20 protein-coding genes are annotated in these 18,385 nt (G+C 68.2%); 11 read left to right on the top strand and 9 right to left on the bottom strand.

Translation table 11 applies throughout. From position 1 onward, the window contains the following. Positions 1-3: 3 nt before the first annotated feature. Positions 4-1,062 carry a dihydrodipicolinate reductase gene (locus AB0O34_RS03400; protein WP_363912108.1) on the bottom strand — a complete coding sequence of 353 codons (1,059 nt, stop codon included), beginning with the start codon at positions 1,060-1,062 and terminating at the stop codon, positions 4-6. A 215-nt stretch (positions 1,063-1,277) separates the two neighbouring features. Between AB0O34_RS03400 and AB0O34_RS03395 the strand changes: the two genes are divergently transcribed. From AB0O34_RS03395 to AB0O34_RS03365, 7 genes are all read left to right on the top strand, one after another. Continuing rightward, positions 1,278-2,174: an SDR family oxidoreductase gene (locus tag AB0O34_RS03395; protein ID WP_363912106.1), complete on the top strand. Its 897-nt coding sequence runs from the start codon at positions 1,278-1,280 to the stop codon at positions 2,172-2,174. 287 nt (positions 2,175-2,461) lie between these two features. After that, positions 2,462-3,634 carry an ROK family transcriptional regulator gene (locus AB0O34_RS03390; protein ID WP_363912159.1) on the top strand — a complete coding sequence of 391 codons (1,173 nt, stop codon included), beginning with the start codon at positions 2,462-2,464 and terminating at the stop codon, positions 3,632-3,634. Positions 3,635-3,780: 146 nt separating this feature from the next. Next, positions 3,781-5,289, top strand: a complete 1,509-nt coding sequence (locus AB0O34_RS03385) for a sugar ABC transporter ATP-binding protein (protein ID WP_363912104.1) — start codon at positions 3,781-3,783, stop codon at positions 5,287-5,289. Next, the gene (locus tag AB0O34_RS03380; protein ID WP_363912102.1) at positions 5,286-6,347 is read left to right on the top strand and encodes an ABC transporter permease; all 1,062 of its coding nucleotides are present in this window, start codon (positions 5,286-5,288) and stop codon (positions 6,345-6,347) included. The genes AB0O34_RS03385 and AB0O34_RS03380 overlap by 4 nt, the downstream gene beginning before the upstream one ends. 156 nt (positions 6,348-6,503) lie before the next feature. After that, positions 6,504-7,562, top strand: a complete 1,059-nt coding sequence (locus AB0O34_RS03375; protein ID WP_363912100.1) for an ABC transporter substrate-binding protein — start codon at positions 6,504-6,506, stop codon at positions 7,560-7,562. A 15-nt stretch (positions 7,563-7,577) separates the two neighbouring features. Beyond that, on the top strand, positions 7,578-8,762 hold the full coding sequence (locus AB0O34_RS03370; RefSeq protein ID WP_363912099.1) for a Gfo/Idh/MocA family oxidoreductase: 1,185 nt from the start codon (positions 7,578-7,580) through the stop codon (positions 8,760-8,762). A gap of 110 nt (positions 8,763-8,872) precedes the next feature. Beyond that, a complete protein-coding gene (locus AB0O34_RS03365) occupies positions 8,873-9,880 on the top strand; it encodes a sugar phosphate isomerase/epimerase family protein (protein ID WP_363912097.1) in 1,008 nt (335 codons plus the stop codon). 113 nt (positions 9,881-9,993) lie between these two features. On the opposite strand, the gene AB0O34_RS03360 is transcribed toward AB0O34_RS03365, so the two are convergent. The 3 genes from AB0O34_RS03360 to AB0O34_RS03350 are packed head-to-tail and all read right to left on the bottom strand — an operon-like array spanning position 9,994 to position 11,788. Further along, positions 9,994-11,079, bottom strand: coding sequence for a Zn-dependent alcohol dehydrogenase (locus AB0O34_RS03360; RefSeq protein ID WP_363912095.1), 1,086 nt, complete (start codon positions 11,077-11,079; stop codon positions 9,994-9,996). Positions 11,080-11,103: 24 nt separating this feature from the next. Continuing rightward, on the bottom strand, positions 11,104-11,298 hold the full coding sequence (locus tag AB0O34_RS03355; protein WP_358549913.1) for a ferredoxin: 195 nt from the start codon (positions 11,296-11,298) through the stop codon (positions 11,104-11,106). A gap of 37 nt (positions 11,299-11,335) precedes the next feature. Next, the gene (locus AB0O34_RS03350; RefSeq protein ID WP_363912092.1) at positions 11,336-11,788 is read right to left on the bottom strand and encodes a pyridoxamine 5'-phosphate oxidase family protein; all 453 of its coding nucleotides are present in this window, start codon (positions 11,786-11,788) and stop codon (positions 11,336-11,338) included. 174 nt (positions 11,789-11,962) lie between these two features. Here AB0O34_RS03350 and AB0O34_RS03345 point away from each other — a divergent pair, with 174 nt between their 5' ends. Next, positions 11,963-12,595, top strand: coding sequence for a class I SAM-dependent methyltransferase (locus AB0O34_RS03345; protein ID WP_363912090.1), 633 nt, complete (start codon positions 11,963-11,965; stop codon positions 12,593-12,595). A gap of 114 nt (positions 12,596-12,709) precedes the next feature. On the opposite strand, the gene AB0O34_RS03340 is transcribed toward AB0O34_RS03345, so the two are convergent. From AB0O34_RS03340 to AB0O34_RS03330, 3 genes are all read right to left on the bottom strand, one after another. Next, entirely contained in the window at positions 12,710-14,047 is a 1,338-nt protein-coding gene (locus AB0O34_RS03340) for a glycosyl hydrolase (protein ID WP_363912088.1), read from the bottom strand. A 331-nt stretch (positions 14,048-14,378) separates the two neighbouring features. After that, positions 14,379-14,576, bottom strand: a complete 198-nt coding sequence (locus tag AB0O34_RS03335) for a DUF397 domain-containing protein (RefSeq protein ID WP_363912086.1) — start codon at positions 14,574-14,576, stop codon at positions 14,379-14,381. Next, positions 14,569-15,525 carry a helix-turn-helix transcriptional regulator gene (locus tag AB0O34_RS03330; RefSeq protein ID WP_363912084.1) on the bottom strand — a complete coding sequence of 319 codons (957 nt, stop codon included), beginning with the start codon at positions 15,523-15,525 and terminating at the stop codon, positions 14,569-14,571. The genes AB0O34_RS03335 and AB0O34_RS03330 overlap by 8 nt, the downstream gene beginning before the upstream one ends. Positions 15,526-15,671: 146 nt before the next feature. Between AB0O34_RS03330 and AB0O34_RS03325 the strand changes: the two genes are divergently transcribed. Then, a complete protein-coding gene (locus tag AB0O34_RS03325; protein ID WP_363912082.1) occupies positions 15,672-15,935 on the top strand; it encodes a hypothetical protein in 264 nt (87 codons plus the stop codon). Continuing rightward, on the top strand, positions 15,932-16,339 hold the full coding sequence (locus AB0O34_RS03320) for an ATP-binding protein (protein ID WP_363912080.1): 408 nt from the start codon (positions 15,932-15,934) through the stop codon (positions 16,337-16,339). The genes AB0O34_RS03325 and AB0O34_RS03320 overlap by 4 nt, the downstream gene beginning before the upstream one ends. 191 nt (positions 16,340-16,530) lie before the next feature. On the opposite strand, the gene AB0O34_RS03315 is transcribed toward AB0O34_RS03320, so the two are convergent. Both AB0O34_RS03315 and AB0O34_RS03310 read right to left on the bottom strand, forming a co-directional pair. Further along, entirely contained in the window at positions 16,531-16,899 is a 369-nt protein-coding gene (locus AB0O34_RS03315; RefSeq protein ID WP_363912078.1) for a DUF427 domain-containing protein, read from the bottom strand. A gap of 147 nt (positions 16,900-17,046) precedes the next feature. After that, positions 17,047-17,454 carry a heme-binding protein gene (locus AB0O34_RS03310; protein ID WP_363912076.1) on the bottom strand — a complete coding sequence of 136 codons (408 nt, stop codon included), beginning with the start codon at positions 17,452-17,454 and terminating at the stop codon, positions 17,047-17,049. 110 nt (positions 17,455-17,564) lie between these two features. On the opposite strand from AB0O34_RS03310, the gene AB0O34_RS03305 reads away from it, so the two are divergent. Continuing rightward, positions 17,565-18,170 (top strand): TetR/AcrR family transcriptional regulator, encoded by a 606-nt coding sequence (locus tag AB0O34_RS03305; protein WP_363912074.1) that lies wholly within the window; start codon positions 17,565-17,567, stop codon positions 18,168-18,170. Positions 18,171-18,385 lie beyond the last annotated feature (215 nt).

Raw genomic sequence — 18,385 nt, 5'->3', positions numbered from 1 at the left:
CGCTCAGGCCAGGCGGGTGGCGCCCCGGCCCGTGGCGAGGGGGAGGTCGAGCAGGGTGCGGATGCCGGGCGGGGCCGCGCAGACCGAGGCGATGGAGTTGACCGCGTGCGCGGCGGCGCCCGCCAGCCCGTGGGAGACCTCGTCGATCGTGATCATCATCTGCGGCCGGCCCTCGATGTGGATGGCGAAGCCCGGCGCGGGCCACCGCCCGACCTTGGTGGCGTCCGCCTTGTAGACGCACTCCACCGTCATGAACGGCCGCCCCCGGATGAGCCCGGAGAAGATCCACCGGGAGGCGCTGACCGTGCCGGGCCGCACGACGCCCGCGGTGATCTCGAACTCCTCGGTCGCCAGCTCGTACTCGTCGGTCTCCTCGACCTCGTCCAGCCTGACGTCGAGCGCGCTGGCGACGAGCTGGACGCTCTCGGAGAACAGCGCCCGCTGGACGTTGCGGAAGGGACGCACGGCCACGGCGTAGTCCTTCGGCGCGCGGCCGAACCCGATCAGGTCCATGACGATCTGCCGCGACGGATGCCCGAGGAAGTCGGACGACTCGCGGACGTAGATGTGGTCGAGCCGCGTGGACAGGCCGGTGAGGGTCAGCGGCAGCAGGTCGCTCATGAACCCCGGGTTGATGCCGGTGCCGTACACCGAGGTGCCGCCGGCCCGGCACGCGGCCTGCAGGCGCTCGACGACCGCCGGGCCGTACACCTGGGGGTAGATGAAGCCGGTGGTGGTGATGACGTTCTTGCCCGAGGCGAGCAGCGCGCAGACCGTCTCGAGGTCGGCGGCGTAGTCGCCGCCGAAGTAGGCGGCCGGGAGCGGCATGTGCAGGACGCAGTCGGCCTCGGCGGCGATGACGCCGTCGAAGTCGTCGACGCACAGGATGCCCGTCTCGGGCAGTCCGACCAGCGCTCCGGCGTCCAGCCCGACCTTGTCGGGGTCGTAGACGAGCACGGCGGAGAGCTCGAACTCGGGACGGGTGATGACGCTGCGAAGCGCGTAGCTTCCGACGGCGCCCGTGGCCCACTGGATCACGCGGAGGGGCGGCTGTGCGGGCATAGCTGGCCTCCAGCCCGGGTTTGGGCGGGGCCGTGCAGAGATAGGGGTCGACGCTGACCCACGCCCTTGCGAGGCGGAAACTATAGCAGAATTTAACTCTCCTGATCACTATCCGCAACGTCACGCCGCGTGTCCCGAACTGGCCCTGGGTGCGAAGGGCGCCGCAGGCTATTGTGAGATCACTAGAATCTTATTCTCCTCGAAGGGTGGGCGGCATGTCTGAACTCAGGTTCGACGGGAAGGTCGCGGTCGTCACCGGCGCCGGACAGGGGCTCGGCCGGTCGCACGCGCTCCTGCTCGCCGAGCGTGGCGCGAAGGTCGTGGTCAACGACGTCGGCGGGTCGCTCGACGGCACCGGGGCCTCCACCGGGCCCGCGGCCGAGGTGGTCGAGCTGATCGCCAAGAACGGCGGCGAGGCGGTGGCCAGCGCCGACAACGTCGCGACTCCCGAGGGCGCCGAGGCGATCATCCAGGCCGCCCGCGACGCGTTCGGCCGGGTGGACATCGTCGTCAACAACGCCGGCATCCTGCGCGACAAGTCCTTGGGCAAGATGACGGTCGAGGAGTTCGACGCCGTGCTCGCCGTGCACGTGCGCGGCTCCTTCCTGGTCAGCCGCGCGGCGTTCCCGCACATGAAGGAGCAGCGCTACGGGCGGATCGTCAACACCTCCTCGCCCGCCGGGCTGTTCGGCAACTTCGGCCAGGCGAACTACTCCACCGCCAAGATGGGGCTGGTCGGCCTGACCAAGACCCTCGGCATCGAGGGCGCCCGCGCGGGCATCAAGGCCAACGCCATCGCGCCGATCGCCTGGACCCGGATGACCGAGGCACTGCTCCCGGCCGAGTTCGAGGAGCGGTTCACCCCCGGCATGGTGAGTCCGCTGGTCGCCTTCCTCGCGCACGAGAGCTGCGAGACCTCCGGCGAGGTCTTCAGCGTCGGCGCGGGGCGCGTCGCCCGCGTGTTCGTGGCCGAGGGGCCGGGCTGGCGGACCGACGACCTCACCATCGAGGCGATCCGCGACAACTGGGACGCCATCCTCACCGAGCAGCCCTACGTGCAGCCGACCACCCTCGGCGAGCAGGCCAGTGCCTCCATGAAGGCCATGCTCTGAAGGTCGTGCTCTGACGGCCATGCTCTGAAGGTCGTGCTCTGAGCCGGACCCCTGACGGCCCCGTCCGCCGTTTCGCCGGAAACCTTCCGGCGAAACACCCCCGTAACCGCACGATCATCGCAGCGCCGCGATGATCGTGCGGTTTTCGCATACAAGTGAAGTCTGTCACCTGCTTTCGTTGATAACGGCGAAAGTTATGAATTGTCATCAAAAAGGGCTTCCCGAAGCAGCGGAAGTGAACTAGCTTCGGCGTCATATCACTCCGACCCGGAGGCTCTGTGAAGCGAATGCCCGTACGGCCCGACAACGTCCATCAGGCGACCTTGCTGCGCCTGTTGCGAGACGGCGGCCGGTCGCGAGCGGAGCTCGGGGACGTCGTCGAGCTCTCCCGTTCGAAGCTCAATCTGGAGCTCGACCGCCTCATCGAGATGGGACTGGTCGAGCAGGCCGGGCTGGCCGCGTCGCGCGGGGGAAGGCGGTCCGGCATGGTCCGGCTGTCGCCCCACCTGAGGTTCGTCGGCATCGACATCGGCGCCACCTCGGTCGACGTCGCGGTCACCAACGGCGAGCTGGAGGTCCTCGGCCACGTCAGCGAGCCCTGTGACGTCCGGATCGGACCGGCGGCGGTGCTCGACCGTGCGATGGAGCTCCTCGGCAAGCTGCGCGAGCAGGGGCTGTTCACCCAGCTCCACGGCGTCGGCATCGGAGTGCCAGGGCCCGTGAGCTTCCGGGAGGGCGTCCCCGTGGCGCCCCCCATAATGCCGGGCTGGGACAGGTATCCGGTCAAGGAGGCGATCAGCCAGGAGCTCGGCTGCCCCGCCATGGTGGACAACGACGTCAACCTCATGGCGCTGGGCGAGCTCCACGCCGGTCTCGCGAAGCAGGTCGACGACTTCCTGCTCATAAAGATCGGCACCGGAATCGGCTGCGGCATCGTAGTCGACGGCAAGATCTACCGGGGTGTCTCCGGGAGCGCCGGCGACATCGGCCACATACGGGTCGACGACCAGGGGCCGACCTGCACGTGCGGCAACACCGGGTGCCTGGAGGCCTACTTCGGCGGCGCGGCGCTCGCAAGGGAGGCGGTCAGGATCGCCCCGCGGTCGTCGTACCTCTCCGAACGCCTCGCCTCGGTGGGAAGGCTGTCCGCCGAGGACGTGGCCGCCGCCGCGACCCTCGGGGACCCGGCCGCGATCCAGCTCATCCGCGACGGAGGCCGTCAGGCAGGGCAGGTGCTGGCGAGCCTCGTCAGCTTCTTCAATCCGGGCCTAGTGATTATCGCGGGAGGAGTGGCCCGTCTGGGCCATGTACTACTCGCGGAGATCAGGAGCGTCGTCTACCGGAGGTCACTGCCCCTGGCCACCGGAAACCTCCCCATCGTGCTCTCCGAGTTGGGGGACACCGCGGGGGTCATCGGGGGCGCCCGGCTCATCAGTGACCATGTCTTCTCCGCCCCGTAGACCTCAAAGATCCGATCTTTCGCCCCCTTTTGAAACGTGTTTGCATCGTTCCGTCGCCTATCTGCCTCATACCTCCGATCTATGAAACACTCGTGATGGCTCCAGCCCCCCAGAACACCCCTCTCGATCCACCTCCCGGAGGCCCTGTGAGCGACCTGCTGGTCATGCGCGGGATCGTCAAGCAGTTTCCCGGCGTCCGCGCCCTCGACGGTGTGGACCTCGATGTCCGCGCCGGCGAGGTCCACTGCCTGCTCGGGCAGAACGGCGCGGGCAAGTCCACCCTCATCAAGATCCTCGCCGGTGCCCATCAGCCGGACGAGGGCACCGTGACCTTCGGCGGCGAGGAAGTCCGTTTCGCCGGGCCCATCGCCGCCATCAAGTCGGGCATCTCGACCATCTACCAGGAGCTCGACCTGGTGGACGGCCTCTCGGTCGCGGAGAACATCTTCCTCGGCCACGAGCAGGCCGCGTTCGGCTTCACCCGGCGCGGTGAGATGAACAAGGCCGCCTCGACACTCCTCGGCAGCCTCGGCCACGGCGAGATGCGCTCCACGATGGAGGTCGGGCGGCTCTCCGCGGCCGGGAAGCAGATCGTCAGCATGGCGCGGGCGCTGTCCCACAAGACGCGGCTGATCGTCATGGACGAGCCGTCCGCCGCCCTCGCGCACGACGAGGTGGCCAACCTGTTCCGGGTCATCAGGGACCTGACGGCACAGGGGGTCGCGGTCGTATACATCTCCCACCGGCTGGAGGAGATCCGCGAGATCGGCGACCGCGTCACCGTGCTCAAGGACGGCAGGACCGCCGCCGTCGGGCTTCCCGCCCGCGAGACGCCGACCTCCACGGTGGTGTCGCTGATGACGGGCAGGGACGTGGAGTACGTCTTCCCGCCGCGTCCAGCGCCCGGGTCTCACGACAGCCGCCCTGAGGTGCTGAAGGTTGAGGGCCTCACGCTGCCCGGCCGCTTCACCGACGTCTCGCTGACGGTGAGGGAAGGCGAGATCGTCGGGCTGGCCGGACTGGTCGGCTCGGGGCGGTCGGAGATCGTCGAGACCGTGTACGGCGCGCGCCGGGCCTCGTCCGGCCAGGTCGTGCTCGCGGGCGAGCCCGTGCCTCCGGGCAGCACCTCCAAGGCCGTACGGCTCGGCATGGGCCTCGCGCCCGAGGAGCGCAAGTCGCAGGCCCTGCTGATGAACGAGACCGTCGCGCGCAACATCACGATCGCCGGCCTCGGCAAGTACTCCCGGTTCGGCTGGGTCGACCGCAAGGAGGAGAGCGCCGAGGCGGCGCGCCTCGCGGAGGCGGTCGACATCCGGCCGCCCGATCCACGCCGCCCGGTGCGCACACTCTCGGGCGGCAACCAGCAGAAGGCCGTGTTCGCCCGATGGCTGGTCGAGGACCGCAAGCTCCTGCTCCTCGACGAGCCCACCCGGGGCGTCGACGTCGGCGCCCGGGCCGAGCTGTACGCCGTGATCCGGCGGCTCGCGGACGAGGGCGTGGGCGTGCTGCTGGTGTCCAGTGAGGTCCCCGAGGTCCTGGGCCTCGCCGACCGGGTCCTCGTGCTCCGCGAAGGCAAGGTCATCCACGAGTCGGACGCACGAGAACTCGACGAACCACGGGTTATTGACATGATCATGGAAGGGAGCGCGCTGTGACGGACGCACGCGCCTCGGGTGGCAGCACCCCGCAGAGCACCCAGCCGCCCGCCGACGAGCATCACCGCGTGGAGGAGCAGGCGCGAGCCGCTCAGCCCGCGCGGTCCGGCGTGCTGGGCAGGGTCGGGCAGGCGCGCCACCTCGGCCTCGTCGTGGCGCTGATCCTGCTGGCCGTGGTGGGCCTGATCACCAGCCCAGAGAACTTCGCCACCTCGTCGAACCTCGTGAGCATCCTCGCGCTGGCCTCGACGATCGGCGTCATCACGGTCGGCATGACCTTCGTCATCATCGGCGGGGGCATCGACCTGTCGGTCGGCGCGGTCATGGCGCTCGCCTCGGTGTGGGCCACGACCCTCGCCACCCAGGCGTACGGGCCGGTCGTGATGGCGATCTGCGCGATCGTGGTCGGCACGGGCGCGGGGCTGGTCAGCGGCTTCCTGATCTCCTACGGGAGGATGGTGCCGTTCATCGCCACGCTCGCCATGCTGGTGGCGGCGCGCGGGCTCGCGCAGCGCATGTCCGACCGCAGGACCCAGCTCGTCGGAGCGGACAACAGCGCGATCGTCGACCTCTCGACCACACGCGTGTTCGGCCTGCCGCTGCTGGTTTACATCTTCGCGCTCGTGGTCGCCGTCGGATGGCTCGTGCTCAACCGCACGACCTTCGGCCGGCGCACCTACGCGGTCGGCGGCAACCCGGAGGCCGCCCGGCTCGCCGGAATCAACGTACGGCGTCACACGATGATGCTGTACGCGCTGTCCGGCCTGTGCTGCGGCATCGCCGCAGTGATCATCATGGCCCGCACCACCACGGGCTCGAGTACCCACGGCGACCTGTACGAGCTTGACGCGATCGCCGCGGTCATCATCGGGGGAACCTTGCTCACCGGTGGCCGGGGAACCATCATCGGCTCGATCCTCGGGCTGCTGATCTTCACGGTCATCACCAACCTGTTCATCCTCAACGGCCTCAACACCAGTGACCAGCTCATAGCCAAGGGCCTGATCATCGTCATCGCCGTCCTCCTGCAGCGGCGAAGCCTCGAATCCCGAACATAGGGCTCGACGGCACGGGACACGTCAGAAGGGCTTGACGGGCACGTCAGGACGGCCGCGGGGGTTCCGCGGTCTCGTTCGCCGCGCCCGAAAGCCCCGAGATCCCGGTCACCGCGCCTACGCCCAGGTAATCCCCCGTACCAGAAGGAGAAAGTCACCATGAACAAGAGCGTCGGCCGGCGAGGTTTCCTCGTCAGCGGAGCCGTCGTCGGCGCAGGGGCCCTCGTGAGCGCCTGCACCAGCAACGAGCCCGCGGCCGCCCCCAGCTCCGCCGCCCCGCAGGCCACCACGGCCGGTACGGGTAACGACGAGCCGGGTACCAAGGTCGTCATCGGCTTCTCCGCCCCGGCGGCCGACCACGGCTGGATCGCGGCCATAGCCAAGAACGCCGCCGACCAGGCCAAGCAGTACTCCGACGTGGAGTTCAAGCCGGTCGAGCCGACCAACGACATCAACCAGCAGATCTCCGCGGTCGAGTCGCTGATCGCCGCCAAGGTCAGCGCTCTGGTGATCCTCCCGAACGACGGCGAGCAGCTCAACCAGGTCGCGCGCAAGGCCATGGACGCCGGCATCCCGGTGATCAACCTCGACCGGGTCTTCCCCGACAAGCTGTCGTACCGGGTCTGGATCGGCGGCGACAACTACGGTATGGGCGTGGCCGCGGGCACCTACGTCGGCAAGACCCTGAAGGACAAGGGCGTCTCCAACCCGGTGATCCTGGAGATCCAGGGCATCGCGACGCTGCCGCTGACGCAGGACCGGAGCAAGGGCTTCGCCGACGCCCTGAAGACCTTCGGCTTCACGGTGACCGCCAAGCAGGACGCCAAGTTCACCGTCGAGTCGGGCACGCAGGTGGCCAGCAACCTCCTCCAGGCGCACAAGAAGATCGACGCCATCTGGAACCACGACGACGACCAGGGCATCGGCGTGCTCGCCGCCATCAAGGAGGCGAACCGCAACGAGTTCTTCATGGTGGGAGGCGCCGGATCGGCCAACGCCATGCGCGACATCCAGGCCGACAGCGGCGTGCTCAAGGCCACGGTGACCTACAGCCCGACCATGGCGTCCTCGGCGATCAAGCTCGCCCGGCTCATCGCCCAGGGCAAGGGCCTCAGTGACCTGGTCGAGCAGCAGGTGCCCCAGTCCATCACGCTGGCATCGGAGACCATTACCAAGGAGAACGCGCAGAAGTATCTGCCGCTCGGGTTCGAATCCTAATTCGGGGGTTATTTCGTGAGTGACAACAGGCCGGCGCTCGGGGTCGGCATGGTCGGGTACGCGTTCATGGGGCGTGTGCACTCCCAGGCGTGGCGCAGCGTCGGAGCGTTCTTCGACCTGCCGGTCGCGCCGGTCATGGCGGTGCTGTCCGGAAGGTCCAAGGACCGTACGGCCGCCGCCGCCGCCGACCTGGGCTGGGCGGCAGTCGAGAACGACTGGAAGGACCTCATCAAGCGGGACGATGTCGACATCGTCGACATCTGCACGCCCGGCGACTCACACGCCGAGATCGCGATCGCCGCGTTGGAAGCGGGCAAGCACGTTCTGTGCGAGAAGCCGCTGGCCAACACCGTCGCCGAGGCCGAGGCCATGGTCGCGGCGGCGGAGCGGGCCGCCGAGCGCGGCGTGCGCAGCATGGTGGCCTTCAACTACCGGCGGGTCCCGGCCGTCGCGCTCGCGCGGCAGTTCGTGGCCGAGGGACGGCTGGGGGAGCTGCGCCACGTCCGCGCGCAGTACCTCCAGGACTGGATCGTCGATCCGGAGTTCCCGCTGGTGTGGCGGCTCCAGAAGGACAAGGCGGGGTCGGGGGCGCTCGGGGACATCGGTTCCCACATCGTCGACACCGCCCAGTTCATCACCGGTCAGATGCTGACCGGGGTGTCGGGCCTGACCGAGACCTTCATCAACGACCGCCCGCTGGCCGACGAGTCCGCTGGGCTCGCGGCCGGCGTGGCCGAGGACGCGGACTCGACAGGCACCGTCACCGTCGACGACGCGGCGGTGTTCATCGGCAGGCTCTCCGGAGGCGCGGTCGCCTCGTTCGAGGCCACCCGCTTCGCCACCGGGCGCAAGAACGCCATGCGCATCGAGGTCAACGGCTCACTCGGCAGCCTGTACTTCGACTTCGAGTCGATGAACGAGTTGTGGTTCCACGACCACACCCTTCCCGCCGAGGAGGCCGGCTTCCGGCGCATCCTCGTCACCGAGGGGGGACACCCGTACGCCGGGGCCTGGTGGCCGCCGGGGCACGGGCTCGGGTACGAGCACACGTTCAGCCACGAGGTGAAGGACTTCATCGAGGCGATCGGCTCGGGCACCAACCCGGCCCCGTCGTTCGCCGACGGGCTGCGGGTGCAGCAGGTGCTCGCGGCCGTCGAGCGGAGCGCGGCCAACGAGAGCCGCTGGACGCCGATCCCGTAGAGCGCTGGAACCGGGGCCCGGGAAGTGTTGCGTTCCCGGGCCCGGGTCTCCAGGATCCCTGATAAGCGAACCCCTGCAACCGCTTGTAAGCACCGAAGGAGAGCGCGGACATGACGCGACCGATCACCTTGTTCACGGGCCAGTGGGCCGACCTTCCCTTCGAGGAGGTGTGCCGCCTGGCCGGCGAGTGGGGATACGACGGCCTGGAGATCGCCTGCTGGGGTGATCACTTCGAGGTCGACAAGGCGCTGTCGGACGAGTCCTACATCCCCCGCAAGCTGGAGATCCTGGACAAGCACGGGCTGAAGGTCTGGACGATCTCCAACCACCTCGTCGGGCAGGCCGTCTGCGACAGCCCGATCGACGAGCGCCACAAGGGCATCGTGCCCGCGCGCATCTGGGGCTCGGGAGACCCCGAGCAGGTGCGCCAGGCCGCGGCGGAGGAGATGAAGGACACCGCCCGCGCGGCGGCGAAGCTCGGCGTGAGCACGGTGGTCGGTTTCACCGGGTCGTCGATCTGGCACACCGTGGCGATGTTCCCCCCGGTCCCGCCGTCGATGATCGACGCGGGCTACCAGGACTTCGCCGACCGGTGGAACCCGATCTTGGACGTGTTCGATGAGGTCGGCGTGCGCTTCGCCCACGAGGTGCACCCGAGTGAGATCGCCTACGACTACCACACCACCGTGCGGACGCTCGAGGCCATCGGGCACCGGCCCGCCTTCGGCCTGAACTGGGACCCCTCGCACATGGTATGGCAGGAGATCGACCCGGTCGGGTTCATCCTCGACTTCGCCGACCGCGTCTACCATGTGGACTGCAAGGACGCCAAGGTCCGCTCGGGCGACGGGCGCCGGGGCCGGCTGTCCTCTCACCTGCCCTGGGCCGACCTGCGCCGGGGCTGGGACTTCGTCTCCACCGGCAGGGGAGACGTGCCCTGGGAGGACTGCTTCCGCGCACTCAACTCCATCGGGTACGACGGCCCGATCTCGGTCGAGTGGGAGGACGCCGGCATGGACCGCCTCGCCGGCGCCCCCGAGGCCCTGACCTTCGTCAAGGGTCTCAACGCGATCACGCCCCCCACCGCGTCCTTCGACGCGGCCTTCTCCTCCGACTGACCCCGCTACGCCGCCGGCGGTCACGCGACCGGCCAGCCCGTTCCGGCCACGCCCCTGCTATGTAGACACGCAGCCTACATAGCAGGGGCGTGGCCGGATCCGCGTTCTCCTGGTCAGTCGAAGACGACGATCTGGCGGAGGACCTCGCCGCCCCTGAGGGCCGCGACGGCGTCGTTGAGGTCGCCGAGCCTGATGCGAGAGCTGATCATGCTTTCAAGGTCGAGCTTGCCGGCCTTCCACAGGTTGGCGAAGAACGGGAAGTCACGGCGCACGTCGCTGCCGCCGTACAGCGAGCTGAGGAGGTTCTTGCCCTCGAACAGCAGGCTGAAGGCCGACAGGGGCACGATGTCGTCCATGGCGCCCGCGCCGACCACGATGACGTCGCCGCCCCGGCGGGTGGCCTGCCAGGCCGACATGATCGACGCCGACTTGCCGACCACCTCGAAGCCGTAGTCGAACCCCTGGCCGCCCGTGAGGGACCCGATGACCTCCATCAGCTGATCGGGAGTGCAGGCGTCCGTGGCGCCGACCTTCTTGGCGAGCGTGTGCTTGGACTCCAGCGGGTCGACCGCGAGGATCGTCGTGGCCCCGGACACCCGGGCCCCCTGGATGACCGACAGTCCCACGCCGCCACAGCCGATCACGGCGACGGTGGAGCCGGGCCTGACCTTCGCCGTGTTGATCGCGGCGCCCACGCCCGTGGTGATGCCGCACCCGATCAGGGCCGCGACCTCGTACGGGACCTCGGGGTCGACCTTGATCGCGCCCTGCCACGGGACCACGATCTCCTCCGCCCAGGTGCCGCAGCCGGCCATGCCGAACGCGGGGGTCTCGCCGCCGAAGCGGAACCTCGCCAGGGAGAAGCTCTCCATGACGTAGGTCATGCAGAGGAAGGGCTGGCCGACGACGCAGTTCGGGCACGAGCCGCAGGCCGGGGTCCAGTTGATGATGACGTGGTCGCCCGGCTGGACGGAGGTGACGTGCTCGCCCACCTCCACGACCTCGCCCGCGCCCTCGTGCCCGGGGATCACCGGCAGGGGCATGGGCAGCACACCCGACAGCACCGACAGGTCCGAGTGGCAGACGCCGGTCGCCTTGATCTTCACGCGCACGTCCGTCGGACCCACCGGGGCGAGGGTGAAGTCGTCGCGGATGTCGAGCTTGTCGTCGCCGACGGCGTGCAGTAGCGCGGCTCGCATAAAGGGGACCTCCTTGGGGGGCGCCTACTCTTCCTCTAGGGAGAGGGCGGCTTTGGGGCAGGATCGGACCGCGTGGCGCACGCGGTCGAGCATCTCCGGCGGGGGCTCGGGAAGCAGGACGTTCAGGTTGTCGTCGTCGTCCACTTCGAAGACCTCGGGTGCCAGGCCCATGCAGACGGCGTTGGCCTCGCAGACGTCGTAGTCGACCTTGATTTTCATCGGAGCCCTTCTCGCGTTCGTACGGCTTAAGGCGAGACTAGGCCGAAGCGGGGGTGGCGAGCTTGCGGTGGTCCCAGGAAACCACGCGTGTCGGCTCGACAACGTAGGCGACTCGCTTGCGGCCGGTGTGCTCGACGTACCCGCGAAGCTCGTCGGTGGCGCCGGCGTCGCCGAGTCCCGTCATCCGCCCGGTGATGTTCATGCCGATGTCGAGGATGGCGTCAGGCGCGTCGATCAGCCGCGCGGTGCCGTACAGCAGGACGCCTCTGAGGTCGAAGTAGTCGTCCCCGGCCTCGATGAGGCAGGTCACCCGGGGGTCGCGCTCGATGTTCCGCGTCTTCTGGGCCTTGCCGTACGTCCAGACCACGATCTGGCCCTCGACGAGGCCGTAGAACATCGTCACCATGTGCGGTGTACCGTCCGGGTTGATCGTGCCCAGCTGGAGCTTGCGGGACTCCCGCAGGAACGCCGTCACCTCGTCATCGGACATCACTATGCGAGCACGCTGGTTCACGCTGCAAAGTAGAACACGTTCCACCAGGTGGGGCAAGGGTCGTTTGGAATATTGTTCGGCTCGCTTCGATCAAGAAACGGGGCACGGTTCCCACGCCGTGAGCGTTGATAGGTAGGGTGCACCAGCATTGCCGTACACAGGGGAAAAATCATGACTCACGTGTCCTTGCCGGCCGACCTGCGCCACGCGGCCGAGCGTGCGAAGGGGTTCATGCCGCCGAACGAAGGCGTGGCCCTGTTCGACACCGCCTGCGCGTACGGCTCGCTCGGCCCCATCTGCGAGATCGGCACCTACTGCGGCAAGTCGGCGATCTACCTCGGCGCCGCCGCACGCGAGACCGGGTCGGTCGTGTTCACCGTGGACCACCACAGGGGCTCGGAGGAGATCCAGCCCGGCTGGGCCCACCACGACCCCACGCTGATGGACCCGCGGTTCGGCAAGATGGACTCGCTCCCGTTCTTCCGCGCGGCCATCGCCTCGGCCGGGCTGGAGGAGTACGTGATCGCGGTCGTGGGGCGCTCCGAGATGGTAGCCCGCTACTGGGGAACCCCCCTCGCGATGCTCTTCATCGACGGAGGCCACTCCGAGGAGCCCGTCACCAAGGACTACGAGGGCTGGGCGCCGCACCTCATGCCGGGCGGCGCGCTGGTCTTCCACGACATCTACCCCGACCCCGCCACGGGCGGGCAGGCCCCGTTCCGGGTCTTCCAGCGCGCGATCTCCTCGGGCGACTACAAGGAGATCAGGACCGAGGGTTCCCTCCGCGTCCTCGAACGGGTCTAGATCGGCCGTGGCCGGGCTCTGACGACGAAAGGCCCCCGGTGGCGGCCGGGGGCCTCCCGTGCTTCTGGGAGCAGGGCTTGTCGCGGGGGTGCTACCCCAGAAGTCCTTCGAGGGTCAGCCGGCGGCCTGGAAGGCGCGGCCCGCCGGGGTGGCGACCCCGTTGCCGTGGAACAGGCCGCTGCTGGGCTCGGTGTCCGAGGCCGGCAGGCCGAACCACGCGTAGCGCTGGATGTACGACAGAGAGCCGAGCATCTTGGTGGAGGCGGTGACGAAGTCCGCCTGCTGGGTGTCGCTGGGGAAGCGGGTGCCCTTCGAGAAGTCGATCAGGGCGTACTCGGTCAGCCAGATCGGCTTGTGGTACCGCTCGTACACGGCCTGCAGGTAGGACTTGAGCTGGCCGACCGCGGCGTCGGTGCGGAAGTCACCGCCGTACCAGTGCAGCGTGATGAAGTCGACGCGGTAGCCGCGGGAGGCCGCTCCCGACATGAACCTGTCGAGCCAGCCGCCGGGGGTGTTCCCGCCGTAGGCGACGGCGGGGCTGCCGAGCACCTTGCCGGTCTCCATGAGCTTCGGCCACAGCGACAGCGCCTTGTCCACGGACATGTTGGACTGCGCGGCCATGTCCGGCTCGTTGAACCCGAGCAGGTACGGGCCGGCGCTCTTGGCCTGGGCGAGGTTCGCGTCGGTGACGCTGGCCGCTCCCCAGATCATCGGCACGAACTCCGCCGACTTGGGCGTGGTGACGCCGTTGTGGTTGGTCGACCACGTGTAGTACCAGCTCGCGCCGGAGCCGGCGAGCGCGGCGCTGACGCCGGGCGCCTGCCACACGCCGACGCCCTTCTTCGCGGAGGTCTCCACGGGGACCGGCTTGGTCGGAGTGGCGCTGGGGCTACCGCTCGGAGCGGGCTTGGTGGGGGTGGCGGTGGGTGCAGGGGTCGCCGAGCCGCTGCCGAATACCTGGAACTCCCACAGCGAGACGCCGTACTGGCTGGACCGCTTGGTGGCGTAGAGCCGCACGTACCGGCCGGTGGCCGACACGTTGAGGGTCTGCAGGCCGCCCTTGCCCGCGCTCGTGGACAGGACCGTCGTCCACTGGCCCCCGCCGGGGGACGTCTGGATCTGGAACGCGGTGGCGTACGCGCGCTCCCAGTTCAGCACGATCTTCTTGATCGCGGTGGTCCTGCCCAGGTCGACCTGCAGCCACTGCGGGTCGCTGAACTTGCTGGACCAGCGAGTGTCGCTCCTGCCGTCGACCGCGGCCGAGGGCGACAGGTCACCCCGCTCGGACGAGGAGGCGGCGGCCGCCCGGCCCTGCGAGAGGGGGGCTTCGGCCGCGCCTGCGCCGTTCACCATGGAGGCGCCCAGGACGGCCGCGAGGGCGCCTACGAGCGCGACGCGGCGGACGCCGGATGTACGGCCTCGTACGGTGCCACGCGGAACAGTCTCACTCATGGTCGATGAGATCCTTCGTCGGGAATCGGGGACCGGATCGACGGCGCCCAGACGGACGCATTCGCTCCTGTAAAGGAGACCGACCCGCGAACCCTGGATAACGAAAAATCAGCAAGTACCCTGAAAAAGCTCAGCCGGCCTCGTCAGGCGATCAGGTGCGGCTGGCGGCGGGGGAGCAGCCGCAGGTGCCGGGGTCGGTCACGGGGATGGCGTATCGGTCGGCAGCGTTGCCAACAGTCCTCACGTCCGGCTTGGGCTGTGGGCGCAGGACTGTGCCGACCCCTTCGGCCCCTCAGATCACCTGAACGTTCAATTCTTCGGGGGACGGTGCCTACTCGAAGTCGCCGCGCTTGACGCCGCTGACGAAGGTTCGCCACTCGGCCGGGGTGAAGATCAGCGGGGCGCCTTGCGCATCCTTGCTGTCGCGAACCGCCACGACGCCGGGAAGGTTCAGGGTCACCTCGACACAGTTGTTCCCGCTACCGCTCAGGCTGCTCTTGCGCCACTCCGCGTTGGCCAGATCAGTCATCAGACAGGCATTCCTTGATCTCAGCGATGAGCCGCGTTGTCTCCTCCGGAGGGAGAGCCGCATCCCAGATGCGTGCAAATGCCACCTTATAGCGGTCAACGTGCTGAGAGCTCTCGACATATACGTCACCCGCTGTGCCTTCCACGTAGGCCACGTCGGGATCCGCTTCTTCCGCGAAGGACAAAATCGTGAATGCTCCTTCGAGGCCGGCGTGTGCTCCGGTGCTGAATGGAAGGATGCGGATAGTCACATTCGGCCGCCGTGCGAAGACGAGTAATGCTTCCAGTTGGTTCCGCATCACTTCGGGGCTACCGATAGGCCGCCGTACGACAGCCTCGTCGAGCACCGCCCAGAGTTCTGGGGCGTTCTGGCGGCTGAGTAGCGTGCGCCGCGCCATGCGCGCCATGACACGCCTGTGGATGTCGTCATGGTCGTTGACGTCGGGACGGCCAGCCTTGATGACCGTGCGGGCGTAATCCTCGGTTTGCAGAAGCCCCGGAACCAACTGCACTTCCCATTGGTGGATGCGCCTGGCCTCGTCCTCTAGACCGATGTAAGAGCCTGTGAACACATCGGCGTATGCGGTCCACCAACCCCGATGGCGTACCTCCTTCGCGAGTTGTATCAATCCCGCGCGTACTGAGGAGCCGGTGCCGTACAGGTCACAGACTGCGGCCACGTCGGCCGGGCTCGCGCGAGTACGCCCTGTTTCGATGCGACTGACCTTGCTGCGGCTCCATCCGAGTCGCGCGGCGGCGGCTTCAGGGCTCAATCCGCTGATCTCTCTCATCTTGCGGAGTTCGCGCGCGAGCCGCCGGAGTCGCACGGTCGGACTGTACGGCGTTGACATGGCGCCAGTGTGCCGGAGGAACCCTTTTCCTGAGTCACAGCCGCATGGATTGAACGAAAATTGCACAGTGCATTGACAGGCTGCATTGAGCATGTTCATTATGGCCAGATCTCCACGGAGGGCAATCGCTCGCTTACTTATCGTGAGATATGCGCTAAGGGGTGGTATGTCCTGTGGTTGCCGATGTGGGGGACGTAGCGATTGCCACAACCGAGCGAACGAGCTTCACGTCAGGAGGTCGGCTCGTGAGCGTAAGCAGCACGGAGCAGCAGTTCATCCATCTCGTACGGCTGGCATGGGACCTGCATAAGCGCGGTCTCAGTGCGGCCGTCGACTTACCGCGCAGGCAGGAGCCGACGTTGCTGGTCTCACGTGTGCCCGGTCCGCTGAGGGTCATGGCGGTGGCGAAGGGCGGAAGGTGGTTCTTCACATGGGGGCGAGGCCGGAAGCAGCGAGTGCGGGCGCTGGCGGACGACGCGGCGGACCGCATCTGGGAGGTGGCGCGATGAGAACCGCCGGCCTCCTCGGAACCGTCCAGCTTCCGGGCAGGGTGATCTCGGTCTCGGTGGCACGGGCCTTCGTACGGGAACTGCTCGGGGCGGAGGGATGGCGCGACGCGGATGATGCGGAGTTGCTGGTCAGCGAGCTGGTCACCAACGCCGTACGCCACTCCGCTTCCGGCAGCAAGCCGCTGGGACTCGTGACGCTGACCGTGACGGACAACGGTGACGCGCTGCACGTGGACGTGATCGACGAAGGTGCACCTCATCACGTTCCTCGCGTCCAGGAACCGACCATCGACGGCGACAGCGGACGTGGGCTGTGGTTGGTCGAACAGATCGCTTCAGCATGGGGAGTCCGCGAGGACCAGGCGGGACGCACCGTGTGGTTCGAAATCGCCGTTCCCCGTTAAACCGACGCCCCGGAAGCCCGTGCCGGCCGCGCAACCCCCCTCCCGGCCGCTTCCGGGGCGTCATCGTTCACCCGTAAGTCGCGGCTGCATTTCATGGCTCAGTCGGCGCACGCTCGGCGGCAGAAGCGGATGTTCAGCGCCATCATGGTGGACAGTCTGTTGCGTGTGGCGGCGATCGCAACCCGCGACGCTTACGCAGCCTGCCCGTTCACCTCAAGGGTGACGCCTGGCTTCTCGGCCCAGAAGGCGAGCAGTCCGGCGATCTCCTCAACCCTCGGGAACGGCTCCGGGTAGGACCAGACGACGTCCTCGGCCACACCGTCACCGGTCTGAACCGACCAGTAGACGGCGTCGCCCTTGAACGGGCAGTGCGACGTGGTTGTCGATGATCTGAGCAGGTCCATCTTCACGTCCGTCGGCGGCAGATAGTACCGCGGTGGACAGCCCGTCTCGGTGAGCAGGACCGGCCGGGAGGAGGTCGCGACGACCACGTCCTTGACCCGCACCACGACCTGCTCCGATACAGGCGTGACCTCGATGTCATGTCCTCGTGTCTTCATAGAACGATCTAATCAAACGTCTCCCCGCGGCCCGCCAGCGGAACACCTCCTGGCATGACCGCGCGACCAGCGGCAGAAGAGTGCGTGACCGACGAGCGTCAGGAGCCGGCCGGACGGGATGTCTGCGGTCGGCCAGCCAGATCGCGGCTAGGGAGCGAGGACAGCAAGCGCAGCCTCAGCGCATTCGTCGTCTTGTCCGGGCACCCCGCCGCTCACCGCCAGTGCGCCGAGGACGGTGTCTCCCCGCACGATGAGCGCCGCACCGGCGCCAACCAGGATGGGTACCCGCACGGCCCGGTCCAGCTGGGCAAAGAAGGCAGGCGAGTTCTCCTGCATCTTGCGCAGTGCGGCGCCGTCGCGGCGGAAGAGGGCAACGCTGGCCGCTTTGGCCTCGGCGATCTGGGCTGACAGCGGTGGTGCGCCGTTCATGCGGCCGAGGGCCTGCAGGTGTCCGCCCTCGTCGACGACCGCGACCGTCACCGGCGCGGCTATCTCGGCGGCGCGTTCGTGTGCGCCGGTGATGACTGCCTGAGCCTCGTGAAGTGTTAGCGGCATGGCGATCCCCTTGAGTTGGACGGGTAGCTGCGCTGGCCGGCATCGGCCACGCCCCGAGCATGATTGAAGTACAGCTGTAGCGCAATAGGTGTACAGCTACTCTTGCTGAGATGGACTCCAAGGGCCGGCGCAAGCAGAACACCCGAGGGCAGGGCGACCTGCTCCGCGAGGAGATCTTGACGGCTGGCGTACGCATGCTCGACAAACTCGGCGACGATCAGGCGCTGTCGCTCCGCGCCGTCGCCCGCGCCGTCGCCGTCGCCGCGACCTCGGTCTACCTCTATTTTCCCGACCGCGATGCACTCGTGCTCGCCGCCGCCCACCGCTGCCACGAAGAACTCATCGCCGCCGGCGACGCCGCTGAGGCCGCCCACGACCACCACCCCGCCGCACAACTGCGGGCCCGCATCATGGCCCAGGCCGAATGGGCTCAGACCCACCCTGGCCTCTACAAGGTGCTGCACGAAAGCGCCGTCCACCGCCGCCTCGGCATGCCGTTCAAGGAGGTCATGGTCGACCGCACCCGCACCGCGGTGCAACGCTGCATGGACGCCGGCGCCGCCCCCCACGACGACGCGCTCACTGTGACGATCGACCTGCGCACCGCGGTCAACGGCATGCTGGCTCAGCGCATCAACGAACCCGACCTGCCCTGGCCGCCCCTGGCCGACCAACTCGACCGCTTCCTGACCAAACTGGTCGGCCTGCAACTCTGACGCCATGTCGACCTCACCGTCAGACGCGAGCCAAGTCCTGCCCGCTGAGACGACGATTTGGTCGATCAATGGCCGACGTCCGCTCATCGGCACGACCGGACCTTCGGAAACCCCGAGCTGCACTCAAGGCGCGCGTACACGGAGTGACAGGGCAACTTCTATCAGCACGCTCGATCGGCGGCATGAGCGGATCCTCGCGGTTGCGCGGGACGGTG

Origin of the sequence: Sphaerisporangium sp. NPDC088356 (assembly GCF_040685555.1) — a bacterium.
In the GTDB taxonomy this organism is placed as follows: domain Bacteria; phylum Actinomycetota; class Actinomycetes; order Streptosporangiales; family Streptosporangiaceae; genus Sphaerisporangium.
This window is presented reverse-complemented; position numbering and strand designations above follow the sequence as displayed.